General features: G+C 36.2%; 14 protein-coding genes. 4 read left to right on the top strand and 10 right to left on the bottom strand.

What is annotated here, in order from left to right; translation table 11 throughout:
- The first annotated feature begins 21 nt into the window (after window positions 1-21).
- Complete coding sequence (locus tag E7Z78_RS02625) at window positions 22-1,674, top strand: AarF/ABC1/UbiB kinase family protein (RefSeq protein WP_303723624.1); 1,653 nt, start codon at window positions 22-24, stop codon at window positions 1,672-1,674.
- 152 nt (window positions 1,675-1,826) lie between these two features.
- Here E7Z78_RS02625 and E7Z78_RS02620 read toward each other — a convergent pair whose 3' ends face one another.
- The 3 genes from E7Z78_RS02620 to E7Z78_RS02610 all read right to left on the bottom strand — a co-directional run bounded on the left by E7Z78_RS02620 (window position 1,827) and on the right by E7Z78_RS02610 (window position 11,588).
- A complete protein-coding gene (locus E7Z78_RS02620) occupies window positions 1,827-2,333 on the bottom strand; it encodes a hypothetical protein (protein WP_303723623.1) in 507 nt (168 codons plus the stop codon).
- 222 nt (window positions 2,334-2,555) lie between these two features.
- Window positions 2,556-10,877, bottom strand: a complete 8,322-nt coding sequence (locus E7Z78_RS02615) for a lectin like domain-containing protein (protein WP_303723622.1) — start codon at window positions 10,875-10,877, stop codon at window positions 2,556-2,558.
- Between the two features lie 198 nt (window positions 10,878-11,075).
- On the bottom strand, window positions 11,076-11,588 hold the full coding sequence (locus tag E7Z78_RS02610) for a hypothetical protein (protein ID WP_303723621.1): 513 nt from the start codon (window positions 11,586-11,588) through the stop codon (window positions 11,076-11,078).
- Window positions 11,589-11,992: 404 nt separating this feature from the next.
- On the opposite strand from E7Z78_RS02610, the gene E7Z78_RS02605 reads away from it, so the two are divergent.
- A complete protein-coding gene (locus tag E7Z78_RS02605; protein ID WP_303723620.1) occupies window positions 11,993-12,301 on the top strand; it encodes a hypothetical protein in 309 nt (102 codons plus the stop codon).
- Between the two features lie 67 nt (window positions 12,302-12,368).
- On the opposite strand, the gene E7Z78_RS02600 is transcribed toward E7Z78_RS02605, so the two are convergent.
- A complete protein-coding gene (locus tag E7Z78_RS02600; protein WP_303723619.1) occupies window positions 12,369-14,477 on the bottom strand; it encodes an Ig-like domain-containing protein in 2,109 nt (702 codons plus the stop codon).
- Complete coding sequence (locus tag E7Z78_RS02595) at window positions 14,478-15,065, bottom strand: TetR/AcrR family transcriptional regulator (RefSeq protein WP_303723618.1); 588 nt, start codon at window positions 15,063-15,065, stop codon at window positions 14,478-14,480.
- Between the two features lie 252 nt (window positions 15,066-15,317).
- Here E7Z78_RS02595 and E7Z78_RS02590 point away from each other — a divergent pair, with 252 nt between their 5' ends.
- Complete coding sequence (locus E7Z78_RS02590; RefSeq protein WP_303723617.1) at window positions 15,318-15,545, top strand: hypothetical protein; 228 nt, start codon at window positions 15,318-15,320, stop codon at window positions 15,543-15,545.
- A 41-nt stretch (window positions 15,546-15,586) separates the two neighbouring features.
- On the opposite strand, the gene E7Z78_RS02585 is transcribed toward E7Z78_RS02590, so the two are convergent.
- Together E7Z78_RS02585 and E7Z78_RS02580 are read right to left on the bottom strand one after the other, a co-directional pair.
- Entirely contained in the window at window positions 15,587-16,396 is an 810-nt protein-coding gene (locus E7Z78_RS02585) for a hypothetical protein (protein ID WP_303723616.1), read from the bottom strand.
- A 63-nt stretch (window positions 16,397-16,459) separates the two neighbouring features.
- Entirely contained in the window at window positions 16,460-17,176 is a 717-nt protein-coding gene (locus E7Z78_RS02580) for a DUF4013 domain-containing protein (RefSeq protein ID WP_303723615.1), read from the bottom strand.
- 275 nt (window positions 17,177-17,451) lie between these two features.
- On the opposite strand from E7Z78_RS02580, the gene E7Z78_RS02575 reads away from it, so the two are divergent.
- Window positions 17,452-18,846, top strand: a complete 1,395-nt coding sequence (locus E7Z78_RS02575) for a hypothetical protein (RefSeq protein WP_303723614.1) — start codon at window positions 17,452-17,454, stop codon at window positions 18,844-18,846.
- A gap of 258 nt (window positions 18,847-19,104) precedes the next feature.
- Here the strand turns inward: E7Z78_RS02575 and E7Z78_RS02570 are convergent, their stop codons facing one another.
- The 3 genes from E7Z78_RS02570 to E7Z78_RS02560 all read right to left on the bottom strand — a co-directional run bounded on the left by E7Z78_RS02570 (window position 19,105) and on the right by E7Z78_RS02560 (window position 20,938).
- Window positions 19,105-19,998 (bottom strand): phosphatase PAP2 family protein, encoded by an 894-nt coding sequence (locus E7Z78_RS02570; RefSeq protein ID WP_303723613.1) that lies wholly within the window; start codon window positions 19,996-19,998, stop codon window positions 19,105-19,107.
- Between the two features lie 122 nt (window positions 19,999-20,120).
- Window positions 20,121-20,435 (bottom strand): TfoX/Sxy family protein, encoded by a 315-nt coding sequence (locus tag E7Z78_RS02565; RefSeq protein ID WP_303723612.1) that lies wholly within the window; start codon window positions 20,433-20,435, stop codon window positions 20,121-20,123.
- A 95-nt stretch (window positions 20,436-20,530) separates the two neighbouring features.
- On the bottom strand, window positions 20,531-20,938 hold the full coding sequence (locus tag E7Z78_RS02560; protein WP_303723611.1) for an STAS domain-containing protein: 408 nt from the start codon (window positions 20,936-20,938) through the stop codon (window positions 20,531-20,533).
- Window positions 20,939-21,064: the final 126 nt, after the last annotated feature.

Here is a 21,064-nt window from a genome sequence, read left to right as displayed (position 1 = left end):
ACTTTTTACTATTTTTATATAATGAAAGTTATTCCTAACGCCGGCAATGAAAACATAAAACGTATCAATGAAATATACCAGGTTTTAAAAAAGAACGATTTTGGATATTTGATTGAAGAAAACACCTTTTTTAAAAGATTTCCATTCCTCAGAAACCGTAAAGCCAAGGAAGAAGGCATATTTCCAGATGAATCAATACCTTTAAGATTCAGAAGAGTATTGGAGGAGTTGGGTCCAGCCTATATCAAGTTAGGGCAAATGTTGAGTACAAGGCCCGACCTTGTGGGCGTTGAAATTGCCGAAGAGCTTCAGAAATTAAGGGATAACACTCCAACCACTCCATTTGATGAAATAAAAAAGGTTATTGAAAGCGAACTTCAATTGCCAATAGATGAAGTGTACAGTGAAATTGACGAGGAGCCTATCGGTTCGGCTTCAATCGGCCAGGTTTATAAAGCTAAACTGAAAAGCACAGGCGAAGATGTTGCAATCAAGGTTCAAAAGCCTAATTCACGTGAAGTTATTGAGTCCGATGTTAGGATAATGAAGTTTTTGGCCATAAGAATTGACAGATACCTTTCAATAACACAGACATACAATCTGCCTGCAATGGTGAGTGAATTTGAAAGATCAATTTTTAAAGAGATAAATTACCTTGAAGAGGTAATGAACATGCAGAATCTTTCAAAGAACTTCAAAAACGTTTCATATATTAAAATACCTAAAGCTTATACTGATTATTGTACTGAAAAGCTAATCACAATGGAACTGATTGATGGAATTGTGGTTTCCGATTTGATGGAGGGAGACTATCCTGAAATCAACAAGAAAAAGATTGCAAGTTATGGGGTCAAATCATACTTCAAACAAATCATGACCGATGGATTTTTCCATGCAGACCCTCATCCTGGAAATTTGATTGTTACAGAAGACCAGAAGCTTTGCTATATCGATGAGGGAATGATGGGAATTCTGAATGATGATTTCAAGGAAAATCTAGCAGAATTGATTCTTCTTTTAATCAGCGGAAACACCAACAATATCATCAAGCAACTTATCTACATGGACATCATAACCCCTGCACAGAATACTGACGAGCTGAAGGCCGATGTTGATGACTTGCTGACCAGGTATTACGGTGCAGAGCTGAAGAACATGGACGGTGCAATGGAAGATTTGCTTAATGTAATGGTGAAAAACAAAGTGGTTCTTCCAAGAGAATTTGTGATGATTGGTCGTGGAATTACACTTATCGAGGACACCGGTAAAAAGTTAGACCCTAAATTCAATGCAGCAACCGAATTGAAGAAACTGTCCCGTAAGATAGTAATCAATAAGTACAAGCCTGAAAGACTTGCAAAGGTCAGCATGAATTACCTTTTGCAACTGGAGCACCTGGCAAAGGACTTGCCTGAGACAATCAACAGTACCATCTCCAAAATAGAGGAAGGAAACCTTGAAGTCAACTTAAACCACTTGGGAATAAGTGAGCTGATTAACCAGTTATCCGTTGCATTAATCGTATCCGCATTGATTGTCGGATCATCACTTGCAATACTTTCAGAAAAAGGTCCACAATTATGGGGAATGCCTGCACTTGGATTAATCGGTTTTGTATTCAGTGCAATTCTTGGAGCATATCTTGTTATTGAATACATGATTGAAAGGGATTAATTTAAAAGTGATAATTTCAACGTATGTTTTGTACCCTAAGATACGTAAACTATTTTTTATATTTGACAAAATAAGAAAAAATTTTGAAAATTAATAAATGGGAGGAAAAAAGCGGAAGCATATTTTCCGCTTTAAAAAAAGAAGTAATGAGTTTATTCTTTTCTTCTTAATACTGCATATCCGCCTGCCACTGCACATACTCCTACTAATAACAAGATCGGATTACCAGTAGCCAACATATGTTGGGAAGAGGTTGCGTTTGCAGTTATGTTAGTAGTTGCATTGGTTGGCTCTCCTGCAGCAGCCACATGAGTAGTGTTTGTTGCATTTGCGTTTTCTAGAGTTTCGTTGTATTGACTACCAGCCCAACCACCGTTTTCTTCACTTGCGTTGTATTGGCTACCAGCCCAACCACCATCATCTTGATATTGACTGCCAGCATAACCGCCATCTTCGTATTGGCTACCAGCCCAACCACCATCATGATATTGACTGCCAGCATAACCGCCATCTTCGTATTGGCTACCAGCATATCCGCTCATGTCATCAGCATATACAGTTCCTAAGTTATCGCCGTTATCTGCTGCACAAACAACTCCAGCAGATGCAATTACACAAAATATTGCAAGTAATGTTAATAATTTTTTTGAAAGATCCATTGTAATCACCTTATTAATTTGATAAGTGACGTGTTAATCTAAAACAACACGTCTTTGCACAAGTAATTATATGAAAAAGACCATATATAAAGTTTTTCGAATGCAAGTGCTTACTTGCATCTTATTTTTAAAAAATAAGAACTAATAAGAAGTAAAATAAAAAAATATTGAATTTAATAAAGATATTTAAAAAAATAAAAGAATAGATGAAAGTTAATTCATCTACTTGACTTTAACTGTTGTTTTGATGGTGTCTTTAAGGTAAGTTACCTTTACTGAGTATTTCTTGCCTTTTTTGAGCTTTTTGATGACTTTTTTCTTAATGGTCACTTTGGCAATGCCCTTCTTGTTTGTTTTAGCCTTATAAGTCTTGCCTTTGAACTTGAATTTAATCACTTTCTTTTTAGCAGCCTTGCCGTTGATTTTAAGACTCGCCTTAAGGTAAAACTTTTTGGAAGACTTTTTGACAGTAGCCTTATAGGCTTTAAGAACCTGTTTTACAGTAACAGTACCTTTGACTGTGTCTTTAAGGTAAGTGGCCTTGACGGCATAGGATTTCTTGGTGAGCTTTTTAACCACAGCCTGCTTAATAGTGACACTAGCTACTCCTTTGGCATTGGTTTTAGCCTTGTAGGTTTTGCCCTTGAATGTGAACTTGACTGTTTTGCCCTTAACTGCTTTGCCGTTGATTTTAAGGGTTGCCTTGAGGATTAGCTTCTTATCAGTGTTTTTAACACTCACTTTTGTCACTGTTAAAACGTGTTTGACAGTAACGGTGTTCTTGTAGTTCACTCCACGGTAACTGGTTGTTATGCTGTATTTTCCAGGCTTTTCGGAAATCTTTATTTTTGCGATTCCATCATTATCGGTTACTGCTGTTAGTGTTTTGCCGTTGATTGTGAATTTGACGACTTCACCTGCTCCAACAGCCCTGCCGTCAGCAGTCACAACTTTCACGCTGAAGTATGATCCTCCATTATAGTCAACATTAATGTTCTTATTGTTGACAATTTTGGTATCATCAGCTACTGTGTAGACTTTAAGACAAACAGTCTTGTTTAAAGGTGCAAAATCAACCCAACTGTTGCCATCAATGCTTACAAGGGATGTTCCGTTCAGGTAATGAACTCTTGACCAACCTTGATAAGGAACAGAATTGCTTTTAAATACAACCTTGAACTGGTCGCCGGTTTTTATTGGAATGTACTTGTTTAAAACGATTGTCCTGAATCCTGCAAACTCGCTGACACCGGTTTGTGTGTGAACCTTCTTGCCATTTACAAACACGTCAAAGGAGTAATCAATACCTGATTCGTTGAAATATGTTCCCACAGCACCAATAAGCTCATCATACTTGGATGTGAACTCATTAGAATACATTGTATAATTGGCGTCAAATCCTGCCAATGCTGTCAAGTCAGTCTGGTAGTTGACATGATAATTGATATTGTTCTCGAAGATGTAAGCAATAGCCATCCTTTGCGGATTGATTGCATAATAGTCTATTTGTGGGAAATTAGTGTATGATTTATCACCAAAGCCTAAAACTGAATCCTTGGTAATCCAAAATCCTCCAGTGGAGTCATTGCGATCTTGCCATCCTATAAGTGAAATGAAATGAGTATCATGTTCCATGATTGCAATGTCATCGCCTTCAGTTGGTATTTTCTCTTCAGGAGGCTCAACATATGCCTGGACTGTAACTGCACCGTATTTCATTATTGCTCTTTTAATATTGTCTATGGTGTCGTTCATTCCGGTATATATGAACAGTGCATCCTGAACATGAATCCTTTCAATATCTGCATCAGCATCGAGAATCATTCCCCTGTCATCATATGCGCTGTCCATAGGCAATACTCCATACCAGCTTAATGCATAACCCAAACCACTATAAGCAAAACCTGTTAGGCTGATTCTGATGTCCCCTGTTGGATAGTATTTGAGCTGCATTTTCTGAACATAGTTCTGTGAAAGATTATATGCAACACCGGTTCTTTTAAGGAGTGCTGTTTCAATGGATGCCACGGTGGCGAATGCCCAGCAGTCATCATTGTCCCCCTGGATTTTACCCGGTGTTGTCCATCCCCAGTCACGTGCATCAAACCTGGATGGAAGAGCGTCCACAATTATCTCATTATTTTTGAAATTGAGTTTGATTCCAGGTGTTTCAACGCTGAGGACATAGTCATGGTTATCCATGAGGAAAACATCATCGTTTTTCTCAACATTCACGAGCTTTGAATTGTCTGCGAAATCCATATAGACTCCCACTCCACCATTGTCAAAGGCGGAATCGCTGATGTATGCTAACACGTCATGGGCATAAATCGCATTTGCGTAATTTGAGGAATTGCCTAATGCCTCATTTTCTGTGAAATTGGATTTTGTAATGTTAAGTTTTCCCTTGTCGAAGTACAATGCCCCGGCATTTCTGTTTGCTCTATTGTTTGTGAAATTGGACCCGGTAATGTTGACATTAGTCCATGAGGAGTAGATTGCACCACCTGCAAAGTCCGCAGCATTGTTTATGAAATTTGAACCGGTAATGTTGAGGTTTCCTCCAAGAGTGGAGATTGCTCCTCCGAATCTTGCACTGCAGTCAGTGAAGTTTGAATTTATGATATTCACGGTTTGTTTGACACCATGTGATGCTGAATCAAGGTCTATGTGAATTACTCCTCCATCACTTCCTGCTGTAATATTGTTGAACAGACAATCCTTGATAAGGATTGGAGCTGATGGAATAACCTCTGACCCTGCCCCCTTCAGTGGGAAGTATTTTGCAAGAATCAGTCCTCCGCTTAAACCGGTAAGGGAATTGGAGAATGTTGAATTCACAAGCTCGAAGCGATCCCCCTTGAAGTCAATCGGAGTCTTGTTCTGGCATGTGAAGTTCTCAAATATTGAATTGTGGATTGCAAATTGTCCCCTGTTTACTTCAATAGCCAATTGAACTAAATCATTTCCAATTATTCTGGAATTGTTTACGACTAAATTGGAAAATGATGAGTATATAAGTTGACGAGCCTGATTGGAATGGAAATTACAGTTATTCAAAGTCACATTGGCAAAGGATGTTGAAATCAATGTATCCTTTGGAGCTATGCAGTCTGTGAAGTTTACATTGTTCAATGTGATTTTGGCGTCACTTAACAATACGCTTTTGTTAAAATTCTTAAATGTCACATTATTAATAACAATTTCGCCTTCGGAATTGGAGAATGAAATCATTGCACCTTTGCCAGCACCGTCAATAACATGATTGTTACCGTTTATCACAAGCTTGTCCTTGTCCACTTTGATTACGGTCAAGGTAATATTATTGTCTATTTTTTGACTTAAAATATATTGGTCAGTGCTTTCGTTGAACAAGTAATCATGAGTAATGTTAAATACCTCACCTGATTTGCTGATATCCTCAGCAAGAGCTGCAAATGAGTTTTCATCCACTTTTAAAGTGTATGCCTTAAGACAAACTGTCTTGCTTATGCCTGCAAAGTCAGTCCATGTTTCACCGTCTGCACTTGCAAGAGACCTTCCAGGCATGTAATGCATCCTTGACCAAGCCTGATAAGGAACAGAATTGCTTGTGAACACTACCTTGAACTGGTCGCCCTCTTTTACCGGAACGTACTTGTCCAATACGATTGTCCTGAATCCTGCAAACTCGCTGACGCCTTTTTGTGTGTGTACCTTTGCTCCGTTTACATAAATGTCAAAGGAATACTCGATTCCTGACTCGTTGAAGTAGGTTCCAACAGCACCAATCACCTCAGTATACTTGGAGGTGAACTCATTGGAATACATTGTATAGTTAGTATTAAATCCTGCCAATGCTGTCAAGTCAGTCTGGTAGTTGACATGATAATCGATATTGTTCTCAAAGATGAATGCAACAGCCATCCTTTGCGGATCAATTGCGAAATAATCAATGTATGAGAAATTATCATATGGATATTTAGCAAATCCAGACAGAGAATCCTTTACAATCCACATGCCCCCATCGCTTTCATTGGTGTCCTTCCATCCTATAATTGTACCGAAATGAGTATGATGAACCATGAGTGCAATGTCCTCACCCTCAGTTTCAATTACCTCTGTTTCGTTCTCTACAATTAACTGGACCATGACTGCACCGTATTTCAGTACTGCTCTTTTAATATTGTCTATGGTATCGTTCATTCCGGTATATATGAACACTGCATCCTGAACATGAATCCTTTCAGTGTCCATGTCTGCATCGATAATCATTCCACGGTCATCATATGGGCTGTCTTTTGGCAATATTCCATACCAGCTTAATGCATGACCCAAACCACTATAAACGAAACCTGTTAGGCTGATTCTGATATCACCTATTGGATAGTATTTGAGTTGCATTTCCTGAACATAGTTCTGTGAGAGGTCATATGCAACGCCTGTTTTTTTAAGGAGTGCTGTTTCAATGGCTGCCACTGTGGCGAATGCCCAGCAGTCATCATTGTCCCCCTGGGTTTTAGCAGGTGTTGTCCATCCCCAGTCACGTGCATCAAACTGGGATGGAAGTTTGTCAACGATTGTCTCATTATTTGTGAAATTAAGCTTGATTCCAGGTGTTTCAACACTGAGAATGTAATTATGATTGTCCATGAGGAAAATGTCATCGTTTTTCTCAACATTCACAAGCTTTGAATTGTCTGCAAAGTCCATATAGACTCCAACTCCACCATTGTCAAAGGTTGAATCGCTGATGTATGCCAGAACATCATGGGCATAAACCGCATTGGCATATGTGGAGGAATTGCCCAATGCCTCATTTTCTGTGAAATTGGACTTGGTAACATTAAGTTTTCCCTTGTCGAAGTATAATGCCCCAGCATTCCTGTTTGCTCTATTATTTGTGAAATTGGATCCGGTAATGTTTACATTGGTCCATGATGTGTAGACTGCACCGCCTGCAAAGCTTGCAGCATTGTTTATGAAATTTGAACCGGTAATGTTTAAATCTCCACCAAGAACGGAGATTGCCCCTCCGAATCTCGCACTGCAGTCAGTGAAGTTTGTATTAATGATGTTCATTGTTTTCCTGACGTGGCGTGATGCGGAATCAAGGTCTATGTGAATTGCTCCCCCATCATTTCCGGCTGTAAGATTGCTGAACAGACAATCCTTGATAAGAATTGCATCTGTTGGAATGTACACTCCTTCATCCTTTTCGATTGGGAAGTATTTTGCAAGAATAGCCCCTCCACTTAAATCGGTAATGGAATTTGCGAAGGTTGAATTCACAAGCTCGAAGCGGTCCCCCTTGTAGTCAATCATGGTCTTGTTCTTGCATGTGAAGTTTTCAATCAGGGAATTGTGGATTGTGAGGTGTCCCCTGTTGATATCAATGGCCTTTAGAATAAGATCATTTCCAATCAGTCTGGAATTGTTTATGGTCACATCAGAATACTCGCCAGATATGAGTTTAGAAACCTGATTTGAATGGAAAGTACAGTTATTCAATGTTGCAACGGAATGTGAACTTGAAAATATTGGATAAATTGAAACTTTGAATCCGGTGAAGTTTACATTGTTCAGGGTGATTTTCGCATCACTTTGAAATGCAGTCTTGTTGAAATTCTTAAATGTCAAATCATTAATGACAATTTCCTTTGCGGTTTTGGGGATTATGAAACTTGCACCGATGCCTGCTCCGTCAATTACGTGATTGTTACCGTTAATCACAAGCTTGTCCTTGTTCACTTTGATTTGTATCTGTGTATCCCACTCAGATTTTTTACCTAATATATGTGTGTCAGTGCTTTCGTTGAACAGGTAATCGTGGGTGATGTTTAATACTTCACCGGATTTGTTAATTTCCTCAGCAAGTGCTGCAAATGAGTTTTCATCCACTTTTAAAGTGTATGCCTTAAGACAAACTGTCTTGTTTAGGCCTGCAAAGTCAGTCCATGTTTCACCGTCTGCACTTGCAAGAGACCTGCCTGGCATGTAATGCATCCTTGACCAAGCCTGATAAGGAACACTATTACTTGCGAACACTACCTTGAACTGGTCGCCCTCTTTTACCGGAACGTATTTGTCCAATACAATTGTCCTGAATCCTGCAAACTCGCTGACGCCGGTCTGATTGTGTACTGACTCATTGTTCACATAAATTTCAAGGGAATACTTTATTCCTGAATCGTTGAAGTAGGTTCCAACAGCACCAATCACCTCGCTATACTTGGAGGTGAACTCGTTTGAATAGATGTTATACTTGCCGTCAAAGCCTGCCAAACCGGTAAAGTCAGTCTGGTAGTTCACATGATAGTCATTAGTGTTTTCAAAGATATATGCCACTGCGGCCCTTTGCGGTGCAATTGCATAATAGTCAATGTCGGAGAAAGTGGAATATCCTACATTTAAAAATTCAGTTAGTGAATCCTTTGTAAACCACATGAAATAGGATTCCTCATCACCCTCATCCATGTATTTATCATTCCAACCTATAAGTGAAATGAAATGGGTGCCGTGTTCCATAAGTGCAATGTCCTCGCCTTCTGTTGGTATTTCAACTCCAGTACTGTTTACAAAGAATTGAACTGTAACTGCACCGTATTTCATTATTGCACGTTTTAAATTGTCAACAGTATCGTCTTGTCCTGTGTAAATTATCATTGCATCCTGAACATGAATGCGCTCAACATCCAAGTCAGTGTCTGATATCATTCCACGATCATCATAAACACCATCAACAGGTAACGCTCCATACCAGCTTAGGGCATAGCCCAATCCACTATAAGTAAAACCGGTTAGGCTATTTCTTAAATCCCCTGCATTAAAGTACTTCAACTGAAGTTTCTGCACATAGTTTTGTGAGAGGTTGTATTGAATTCCTGTTGCTTTGAGAAGGGCTGTTTCAAGAGATGCCACTGTGGCGAATGCCCAGCAGTCATCATTGTCTCCCTGGGTTTTGCCGGGAGTTACCCATCCCCAGTCACGTGCATCAAACCTGGATGGTAAAGTGTCGACAACTATTTCATTGCCTTTTAAATTGAGCTTGATTCCAGGAGTTTCAACACTGACAAGGTAATCATGATTGTCCATGAGGAATATGTCATTGTTTTTCTCAACATTGACAACAACGGAATCATCCGCAAAGTCCGCATATACTCCAACACCTCCATTGTCGAATGTTGAATGTGAAAGGGTTGCCTTGACATCATGGGCGTAAATTGCATTTGCAGTCTTGTTTGACTCCATAGATACTTTATTGTTCATGAATGTAGAGCCGTTAATGAGGAGATTGCCCTTATCAAAGTATATTGCCCCTGCATTTTTACTTGCCTTGTTGGAGAAGAAATTGGATTCTGTGATATTGACATTGGTCCAGGAGGAGTAAATTGCCCCACCTTCAAAACCTGCAGCATTGTTGGTGAAACTGGAGGATGAAATGTTTAGGATTCCTCCAATGATTGAAATAGCTCCACCAAATTTGGAGCGGCAGTCTGTGAAATTGGAATCAGATACAATGAGTGTTGGTCGAACACGCTCTGTTCCTGAATCAAGGTCAAGGTGAATAGCTCCCCCATTGCTGGTGGATGACAAATTTGAGAATAAACAATTTTCAATAAGAGAGTCTGATGTGTAATAAGGTATTTTTCCATCGCCAATTTTTTTATGAAGCGGGAAAAATTTGGCAATAATTGCTCCTCCAGTGGCATTGGCATTGGAATTGAGGAATTTGGAGTTTCTAATTGAAAAGTAATCTCCCTTAAAGTTTATTATGCCCCCATGTTGAGCATTGAAATCCTCAAAAGTGGAATTTTCAACAATCATCTGCACCCTATCCAACATTAATGCACTGCCCAATATGTTTTTTCCTGAAAAATAGGAATTATTAATTGTTATTTGAGTATATGAAAAAGAAAAAAATCCCTTTAGTGAATTTGAATAGAAATTACAGTTGTTAACAGTTAAAGCAAAATAGTTCATAGAACCAAACAACAGAGATGAATCATCAATGCAATCTGTGAAATTAACATTGTTTAAAGTGAGACTGTTCACATCAAAGTCTAATGGAGGAGCCCTGAAATTTTTAATTGTCAAGTCATTGATTACAAGGTTAACATTATCCACAGATTCATCATCACCAGGATGGAAATCGAAACAAAAAATGGATGCTGATCCGTCCAAAACATGATTGTTTCCATTTATTGTCAAATTTTCTATATTAAATGAACATGATTCTGGATCGTCATCATCAGCACATGCATAATCATGAGTCATGTTGAATTCGCTTCCGCTACTGTTCAAATCAGCGCCGAACTGATTGAAACTCAATGGTTCTTCACCCTGACTTAAAACATTTTCATCATCAGATTCTAGATTTTCTTCAACGTAATTATTCTTTGAAATGGAATCAAAGCCATTTTCCTGATTTAATTTGATATTAGATTGATAATCATCTATTGCACCCATTGCATCATCCTGGATTTCACTGGCTGAAACCATCGACATGCCTGAAATGATACAGATTATGATTAAAAATACAATAATCGCAGATTTAATTTTCATATATTTTCTCCCTTCATTAAAAATTAAACATTATACATAAATTTTTATAATTTTTATATAATAATAATTTTCTTATTTGATTAAAAAGTGGGAAAAAATATTGCATTGAGTTAAATTAAAAAAAATGGTATTTGAAAAAAATAGGGAGGAAAAAGCAGAATGGTTATTCTGCTTTAAAAGAAGTTTAGGAATATAAGCCTACTGTTTTCTTCTTAACACTACATATCCGCCAGCCACAGCTGTCACTCCTAACAATAATAAGATAGGATTACCAGTAGCTAACATGTTTTGAGGAGCAGTAGCGTTGGTAGCATTTGTAGCTGTTGTGTTTGCAGCTACAGGAGCAGTAGCATTTCCGGTTGCATTACCAGTAGCGTTTGCATTTTCTAGAGTTTCGTTGTATTGACTACCGGCCCAACCGTGGTCTTCAGCACTTTCGTTGTATTGGCTACCAGCCCAACCGCCGTCATCTTGATATTGACTGCCAGCATAACCACCATCTTCGTATTGGCTACCAGCCCATCCACCGTCATCTTGATATTGACTGCCAGCATAACCACCATCTTCGTATTGGCTTCCAGCATATCCTCTCATGTCATCAGCATAGTTACTTCCTAAATAATCGCCGTTATCTGCTGCACAAACAACTCCAGCAGATGCAATTACACAAAATATTGCAAGTAATGTTAATAATTTTTTTGAAAGATCCATAGTAATCACCTTGTTAATGAATTTGATATGAGCCCGGTTAAACCAAACCACACATCTTTGCACAATTAGTTATCTGAAAAAGGCAATATATAAAGTTTTTCGAATGCAAGTGCTCACTTACATCTTATTTTAAAAAAATAATAAATTTAACAAGTTTAAATAAAAAAATAAATTATTTAAAAAAGTTATTTTAAAAATAAAGAAAAATTTATCCACTGGAATTCGATGATTGTTTTGATCGTTGGCATCCCCAATTTCATAATCATTCAGAATATTCCCGATAGATTAGATTAATAATAAATATTTATTGACACAATAAGCGGAAGGTAAGCACTTACACTCGAAAATATTTAAATACATTTAATATTATAAAATCATTTAACGACATATCAGGACGTGAACAAATGACAAAAATAGAAATTGAATTAACCGACGAGCAAATCGAAAAAGTAAAACAACTAGAATCAAACGGAGTCAGTGTTGGTGAAGCCATTGACCAATTATTCGAAATAAGAAACGAAATGATTGCGCAAATGGATGAAGTTGAAAAAAGCATTAATTTTATCGATGAACTTAAACACACCGCAATAGATGCGGATAAGAAAATCGAAATGATTGAAAAAAGATATGAGGAAACAGGTACAAGCCCTGAAATGAAAATTCAAGAAATCAAACACAAAATCAGTTGGGGAAGAGATTTCTTCAAATTCTAATTTTTTAGTGCAAATCATCAGCACTCAGGTTGATGATTCTGCAACAAACCATTATTTAAAAAAAAAATTATTTAATAGCTATTTTAACTTTTTTTGCTGCAGGCTTGTAGCATTTATTGCCTTTGAAATTAATTTTGGTTGTGAATTTACCTTTTTTATATAATTTCTTGATTTTAAAGACGGCTTTTCCTTTGAAATTAGTTTTTGCCTTATATGTTTTGCCCTTGATTTTCAAGGTGACCTTCACTTTTTTCACTGCTTTTGCCTTGCTGTTTTTCAATTTAATTGTGTATTTTTTAGTTTTTGAAAATCTCTTGAATTTCTTTGCCTTAGCGGTGATTTTTGTTTTTTCCTTATTGATTGTTATTTTGACTGTTTTGCCCATAGCATAGTTTGGACTGGTGGTTTTAATAACAAGATTCCTTTTACCTGCTTTTGCAGTTTTAAGCATTTTGGATGTTAATTTGAATGTTGCAACACCCTTGGAATTTGCAGTTGCACTTCCAATGTACCTGCCGTTTAATGTGAATGCTACTTTAACGCCATAAGCAGGATTATTATTAGCATCATTAATGGTAACAGAGTATTTGCCACCATAATTAATTATATATGCCTTATTGCTTGCAGAAACTTTCAGATTTTGCTTTAAAATATTGAAAGTGACATTTTTAGTGGCGTTAGTGTAATTTTGACCTCCATCAAACATGACTCTTGCTGAATATGACCCTGCATTAAGATTTGGAATTTCAATTGTTGCGGTTCCATTAACTACATTGGATGAGTATCTTTTATTGTTAATTACAACTGAAACGCTTCCCGAATTAACCACCGCATCTTCACATGAAACATTTGCTGAAATTCTAACAGTATTTCCATAGATGACATCTTTTGCACTTAAAATTGTTAAATGAGCCAAATAAAGAAGTTTAGCATTATCTCTTAATTTTATATCATTGGTACCTAAAGTAGCTACATTATCCTTAAATGAACATTTACTTATTACCAACTCTTCACCAACCAGTATGGCCCCACCATCATTAGCTTTATTGAATTTAAATGATGTCTTATTAATGTTTCCATTTTTATCTAAATAGATTGCTCCTCCGCTTGAAGCAGAGTTATTGGTGAAGTTGCACTCAATTATATCTGCAGTGTCGTAAGCATATAGTGTGCCTCCTGCATGCTCTTCGGCACAATTACCTGTGAAATTGCAATTGTTTAATTTTACACAATTATTACTGTAAATTGCACCACCGCTAAAACTTGCAAGATTATCAGTGAAAATGGAATGATTTATTGTCCCATTTCCCCATAATTGAATTGCACCACCGGCTCTTGCAGAATTAGCTGTGAAATTGCAATTGTCTACAGTGCTCACACCATAAACATATAATGATCCACCATTTTGTGCATAATTACCTTTAAAATTAGAATTTTCGATTTTTCCATCCTTCCAGAAGTAGACTGCACCACCATAATAGCTTGCAGTGTTATTTGTGAAGTTACAATTAGTCACATTTCCATTTTCATTGAAATAGACTGCACCAGCATAATCTCCAACAGTGTTGTTTGTGAATATGGAATTTGATACTGTTCCTCCACCGTTTAAGTAAACTGCACCACCATCACCATTAGCATCAGGACAGGAATTATTCTCAAATCTGGAGTTGGTCACTACTCCGAATTCATCAAAATATATTGCTCCACCGGTTTTAGCAGTGTTGTTTGTAAAAAAAGAGTCCTTGATTATTCCATTCTTGGCGACTATTGCACCGCCATACTCATTCGAATATCCGTTGATGAAGTGAATGTTTTTCAAGGTAACATTATTTGAGGTTATGTTGAATATACGGGCTTGTCCTGCACCGTCAATAGTGTGTCCATCCCCATCAATTACAATATTGTCCCGAACAATCTTTATTCCTTCTTTAAACCCAGAATCATTGGAATTATATTTATAATCCTTTTTCAGTGTCAGGCTTCCATTGTCTGAAATCTTTCCGATTTCACCATTTAACTCAGTGAAATTTCCGATTTCAGGACTATCCTGCAATGCAGTTTGATTGGAATCTGCTGCACTTACACAAGCCAAAGTTATTATGAGAAATGCTGAAAGTAATATTGTAAAAATGGTTTTGGACTTGATTGTATCACCAAAGATATAAAAAAAGAACATTTAAGGGTTTATTCCCTCAAACATTATGTTTATCAAGTCATCAGCATAATAGTTATCTTCAAATTCCAAATCATGATTATATATCTTCCACAATATAACTGACTGGAACAGCATTCCGAAACACATTATAGCCAATGATTTAGGATTGACTTTTCTTATTACACCTGTTTCTATTTTTACTGTGAAGAATTCTTCAAGCTGGTCCAATATCACATCAGTGATGTCGGATATGAGGATTGTTTTCTCAGGATCTTGACGAACTTCTTCCATAGCCACTCTCAATATGCTTAAATCTTCCTCTGTAAGATTCAAGATTCCAAAGAATGAAATTTTGAGATACTCTTCAATTCCGTCATCATCATCAAATTCAAAAATCTCTTTTAATTTGTTGATTAACAATTGAAGATGATACTCTTTTGTAACTTCAACGAGATTGTTCTTGTTTTTGAAGTTTCTAAAAATTGTTACTTCATTCACACCAGCCTTTGCGGCTATTTTTTTGGTGGTTGCCTTAGCAAAACCTTCCTCCTGAAGGATTTCAAATGTTGCCTTTATGATTTTCTCATCAGTACTGCTGAAAGTTTTCATAATTATAGTTATGTTTTTTATAATAAATATCTTAACTATTTAGTTCATGATTGATTAATGATACTTGTAAAATCAATGAATGATTTAAGGAATGCAATTTAATTTTAAAGTGATATAACTCTTATTTTTAGTATTTAAGATGCAAGTAAGCACTTGCTTTCAAAAATCTTTATATATTAACGTTTTAAAAGATTTATACATAGTCTTCAAGAGGATTGGGGACAAAGCAAAAACCAAAAGGAGGCACCAAACATGAACAATAAAAAAATCATGCATGGATTAATATTAATATTAATTGTTTCATTATCATTCGCCACAGTTTATTCCGCCGAAATCGGAGAGGTTTCTCACAACGATTCCTCAAACAGTCATGACAACATTCACATTAGCGGATCAAACAACATTACCGATGTGATGGGTTCAGTTAGCCCTATTCATCAATTCAATTACGAAAATACAACAATAATTACATTTAATTAAGAGTAATGACCTATTACTCCACTCTTTTTTTATCATTTATTTTATTCAGAAAATTTTTTTAGGGCAATTATCAAATGCTTCATGAAGTCATTTCTTGTTTTTTCATCCAGATCCAAGATAGACAGGTAAGGATTCAAATCTTCAAGTTCAACCAAAAGCAGTCTTCCATCTTTTGTTCTACAGGCGTCGACCCTTTGGATTCCGTTTTCAATGTCATTCCACTTGATGAACTTTTCTGCAAATTCCTTATCCTTCTGGCTGAATTCATATGTTTTTAGGTCCCATCTTCTATCATTATCAGGAGCGTATAATGCATATTCCAGATTGTCATTGATGAAATAGAAGGACACTTCGTATTCAAAGTCGATTGCAGGCTGTATCAGCATGTTTTCAAGGTTCCTTTCAAGCAATTCCTTTTTAGATAGAAACTCTAGGCCAATGGAATCCGCACCATCCTTTGGCTTAATGACATATCTTTCACAATCGGGAAGCATATTCAGCTTTTCAATATCATCGATTGTTGGAATTACAGGGTAATTGTCCAATGTCAAGTCCAATAGGTATTGCTTGCCTCTCATGTCGGCTTTTCCTGCAAACTCATTGAAAGTTTTAAGATTGTTTGAAGTTACTCTTTTGACGAAGGATTTGTATTCCTCCTTAAAGCCACTTACAGGCCCAGTATTTCTAAAAACGATTAAATCCGCATCCTTTTCAAACTCTTTTGAATTTTTCGGATGGCACAATGCAACATCAAAATGTTCCTTCAATATGCCAGTAATATATAAATCCTCTTCAAAATACTTTCTGCCCTTGGCTTCGTAGTACAAATCAGTCAAATACAATATTTTCATCATTAGCCTCCATTAAAAATAAAAAAAACAGAAAAAAAGAATATAAAAAGAAAAAAGGGTTTATTATTCTGCATCAGCATACAATAAACCGATTGCTCTGTATACGTACAGTATTATGAAAGGCACTCCTACAAAAATGCCTATGAATACTCCAATATATGGAATCAATCCTATAAGTCCAATGACAAGGAACATGGCAAATGCGATAATGTAGATTACAATCAAGGTAACGATAATCTTTATAATGCCTATTTTTAACATGTCCTTTAATATTTCCTTGAATCTCAGACCTTCAATTCCGCTTCCGGATTTTGCAAACCTCACCATTGCGGTAAATGACATCAATGAGAATATGATGAACAATATGATTCCAACGATTAAAGTGATTGTTAACGCATTGGAGAATGTGGCCACCGCTGAATTTGGAACTTTCGCCATAATCATGGTCAAATTGTTTGCTCCATTAGCTATAGCGTCAGAACTTGCATATACAATCTTTGTTAATGATTTGAAAAGGCCGCTTGCGGAAGCGACAACTATTACAATGATTAAAGGTATGATGAAATAGATTAAATCCAAAATAAATGCTTTAATTCCAATGACAAAATTCTTCACATAATCAAAGTCAGGAAGTGTCTTTTCACCCTCAGTTCCTCCTTTAATAACATCAACAGAGTACCCTAAAACTATACATGCAACGACTAAAGTCACAAGGGTTAAAATGATGGATAATGTACCGTTTTTCACTCCATATGATGGAAGAACTGTTGATAAGCTCATTAGAATAATTAAAACACAGAATATTAAAAATTTTCTAGTATCACTAATAGGATATTTAATTGCATCCATTATAATTTCACGTAAGTCCATATTTATCACATACCTAAATCTTGACGATAATATATTTTTAGATAATACTATTTAAAATTTAAAGTGGTCAACTGCCATCACTGGTTAACAGAACAACTATTCGGCCATTATTTAACAAAATCCAACAGAAAATGCAATAATCTTAATATATATGAATAATAAAAATTACAACATAGAGGCAAAATATGAACAAAAAAACAGTTACAATACTTTTGGTTATATTACTTTCCTTTTGTTTTTTAGGCATTGTGGTTGCAGAGAATGCCACAAGTGACGATGGCAACGCAACAGATTCCGACAAACCAATCGATGGTGGGGATGATGATGACAATGCAACCGATGATGACAAAGATAAGGATAAAGATGATGGTAATTCATCGGATGAAAACAAATCGGACGATAAAGCTAAAAAGGCCTACATTATAGCGAAGGGAACTGGAAATAACATTAAATTTAGTGATGGTTATAAAGGATTCATTCTTGATTATTCAAAATCCCCTGCAAGCAAAGGAGATGAATTCAAACATGCCTCCGCATCAAAGGCAAGAAATTCAAATAAGCTGAAACTTGCAATAATAGAATGTTACAAGCAGGATTGCAAAGGTCAAATTGAAAAGATAATGACTGATTTTGTAAAAACCGGATCCTCCCATTCCAAGGTCGGCAAGGCTGTTGCCAGTTCACACGAAAAAATAAACGACCATGAAGTCGTTAAAATAGATGACGACACTGAAGCTATTTTTGATTTTGAAGTTTTAAAATCAGTATCAGGAAATGAATCAGATTATTTTGCATATAAAGTTTCATTTAGAAGCATCGATGCTGAGGATAGTGAAGATGACACAGACGACACCAGCAACAAAACTGGCTCAAAAAGTGTGGTCAACATAACCAATCAGACAAATGCAACCAATGACAATGTAACTGGCGCAACCGATAATGTAACTAATGCAACAAACGCAACCAACATGACCAATATGACCCCACAGGATAACGGGACAAATTCAACATTCCTTGATGATTTATATGGTTATTGGGCTTTGCTTTTAAATTCACTCTATGATGCATGGAAACCTATCATAGACACATTAACTAACTTCTTCATGACCATTTACAATGCTGCATCAGAAATAATGAGAATGGTTAATGAATTCCTGGCACAAATCCAGGCCCTGATGGATGGTCTTGACAGGTTAGTGGATTTGCTTGGATCAATATGGGAGCAGCTGAGCGGAATCTTAAAACTAGTTGCTATCCTATTGAGTGGTCTTGAACAGCTCCTAAACATGATTTTATCATTCTTGAATTTTCTTGCTGGACTTTTATCCTCAATCATTTCACTCCTACAGCAAATCATAGGACTTGTGCAGCAAATTCTGGGATGGATTATGGGATTAATTAATTCAATTATAGGATTCTTTACTGATTTAATCAACCAACTCCTGGCATTCATTCAATCAATCCTAGACTTCTTGAAAGTCACAGGAAACTCCCTGCTTCAAGCCGTTGAAAATATATCAACCATAATAATCGCATTCTTGATTATTACAATTGGTGCAATGTATTACAATAAAAAATAAGATAATTTCATCTTATTTCTTTTTTTATTATTTTTCACTTTAGAAATTTAGGCGATAAAATTAATTTTCAAATCCTACCATTTACTGAAAAGGAGATGCAAGGATATTGAATCAAAACTATTAACTTTACATATTCTAAGCCATTATCAATGAAATACCAACTCATTGAAATTAATTCGATAACTAGTGAAATATGATATGCATCTGGCGATGAAAAAATAGAAAAATAAAAAAAATAAATTTGATTGAATGGGTTACTTAGCCATCTCTATCAATCTTTTTAAACGCCAAAGGATATACTGCAAGCATTATGAATGTGAACAAGGAATACTTGATGCAATCAACCAATGCAGTTTTTCCTGCAAGCTTTGGAATCAATACAAAAAGCAATATGAACAGCACTATTGCCCCTGCAAACCGGACTATTGCATCACGTCTGCTTTTAGGATTTTCGAAGTTAACATATTTTTCCTCAACAAGAAAACCTAATGAAATTCCAGAAACCAAAGCCACGTATTTGATGTATCCTATATCCGGACAGAATACAATTCCCAGCAATGACAGTGCGACAACAGCCAAGTAAAGATAGTTCCTATATTCAGTCTTGTCGTAAATACGGGATAACCCTAAGATTATCACCAAAGCAATCAGAAAACCTGCAATGGTGTCTGTTGGAAAGTGAACACCTAATCCGACCCTTGAAAGCGCAACAATCAGAACACCAATCAATCCAATGGCAACATAAGGAATTTTCTTAAGGCAAATAGGAATTGCCAAAAACAGGTTGGTTGCCATCATCGAATGCCCACTTGGAAGGGAATATCCCTGGGCCTTAAAGTCAAAGGGATTGTGATCAGGAGCATTTGCATAAATACACTTGATTTTATCCGCAACTGCATATGGCCTTAAACGTGCAACGGTAATCTTGATAAATTCGCAGCACACACCTGCCACACCCAACGAGAGCAATGTGAATTTACCCCAATCCTTGTTGTATGCAAGATAAACTGAAATGAATATAAAAGCAAGGACATTTTTAGAAACGACCTCAGAAATAATCTTAAAAAATCCAAATACAAAATCCGGAAGGGAGCTTTGCAGAAATAGTATCAGAGAAACTTCCCACGGAAAATAAAAAACTGTTTCTAACATAATGTTAAATATCTTTTATAATTAATAAAAAGATTACTAAAAAAAGAGTGATTAAATGTTAAACTGTGATTTCATTTTTTTCAATCCAACAGTTAATTGAGTTTAATGGATTAGAAAATAATTCATTTTCTTTTCCTTGGTACTGGAAGCTCTTCATACATGGCTTCAACCAGTTCCCTTAAAAACTCACGGTTTTCCATTTCCTCAACAAGCAGCATTTCCTTTGCACCTTCATACGGCAATTCCATATCAGCATTTGGCATCAATGATTTTGCTGTTTTTACGGGTTTGACCAGGAAACGGTCATCATAAATGCCTCCAATAATCTTACCCCGATAATAAATGATATATTCACCCATCATTGCCCGATAGGATATTTCTTCCAAATCAGACAATTGTTCTAATACATATTCCAAAAATTCTTTACTTGATGCCATAATACCCCTAATTCATCAATTATGTTAAAAATATATTCTTATTATTTTATTAAATAAATATTTACGCCAGCATACTATAAATGTACTTTTAGCTCTTATAGTATTTTTATATTGGTATTTGATAAATCTTCAATAATGGTTTCATTACAAGATTTCATTGTAACTCCATCCGCACAGTCATTATGCATAATAAGAAGAACACGGATGCCTGCAGATGACACATACTCAAGTTTAGAACAATCGATGAACACGCTTTTTAAATCATTATCCTGTCTGATTTTCTCAAAATTAGCAAGAAGCTCAGGAGCACTTAATGTATCCAAATGCCCTGACAAGGCTAGGTTAAGCCTGTCACCGTCAATTGACGCTTCAGCATTAAAGGACTCAGTTTCGGCATCGCAAATGTCAACATCAACAGATTCGTCAACGCTAATCTTCCATATGCAAACATTCTTAAATCCTTCCTTGATATGGGCTGTAATCTTAGGGTCAACATTCTCCAAACTTAAAGATCATAAATCATTGTAAAATCTTGTTGCCCGTATACTATACAAAATATTTATTACTTTTTTAATATTTGAATTGAAGATAACTTTAATGATAAAGAATTTTTTCTAAATATTCTTTAA

Source organism: Methanobrevibacter thaueri, assembly GCF_015062915.1.
Lineage (GTDB): Archaea > Methanobacteriota > Methanobacteria > Methanobacteriales > Methanobacteriaceae > Methanocatella > Methanocatella thaueri_B.
Note: the sequence above shows the minus strand (reverse complement) of the source record. Positions and strands in the feature narration are given on the sequence as shown.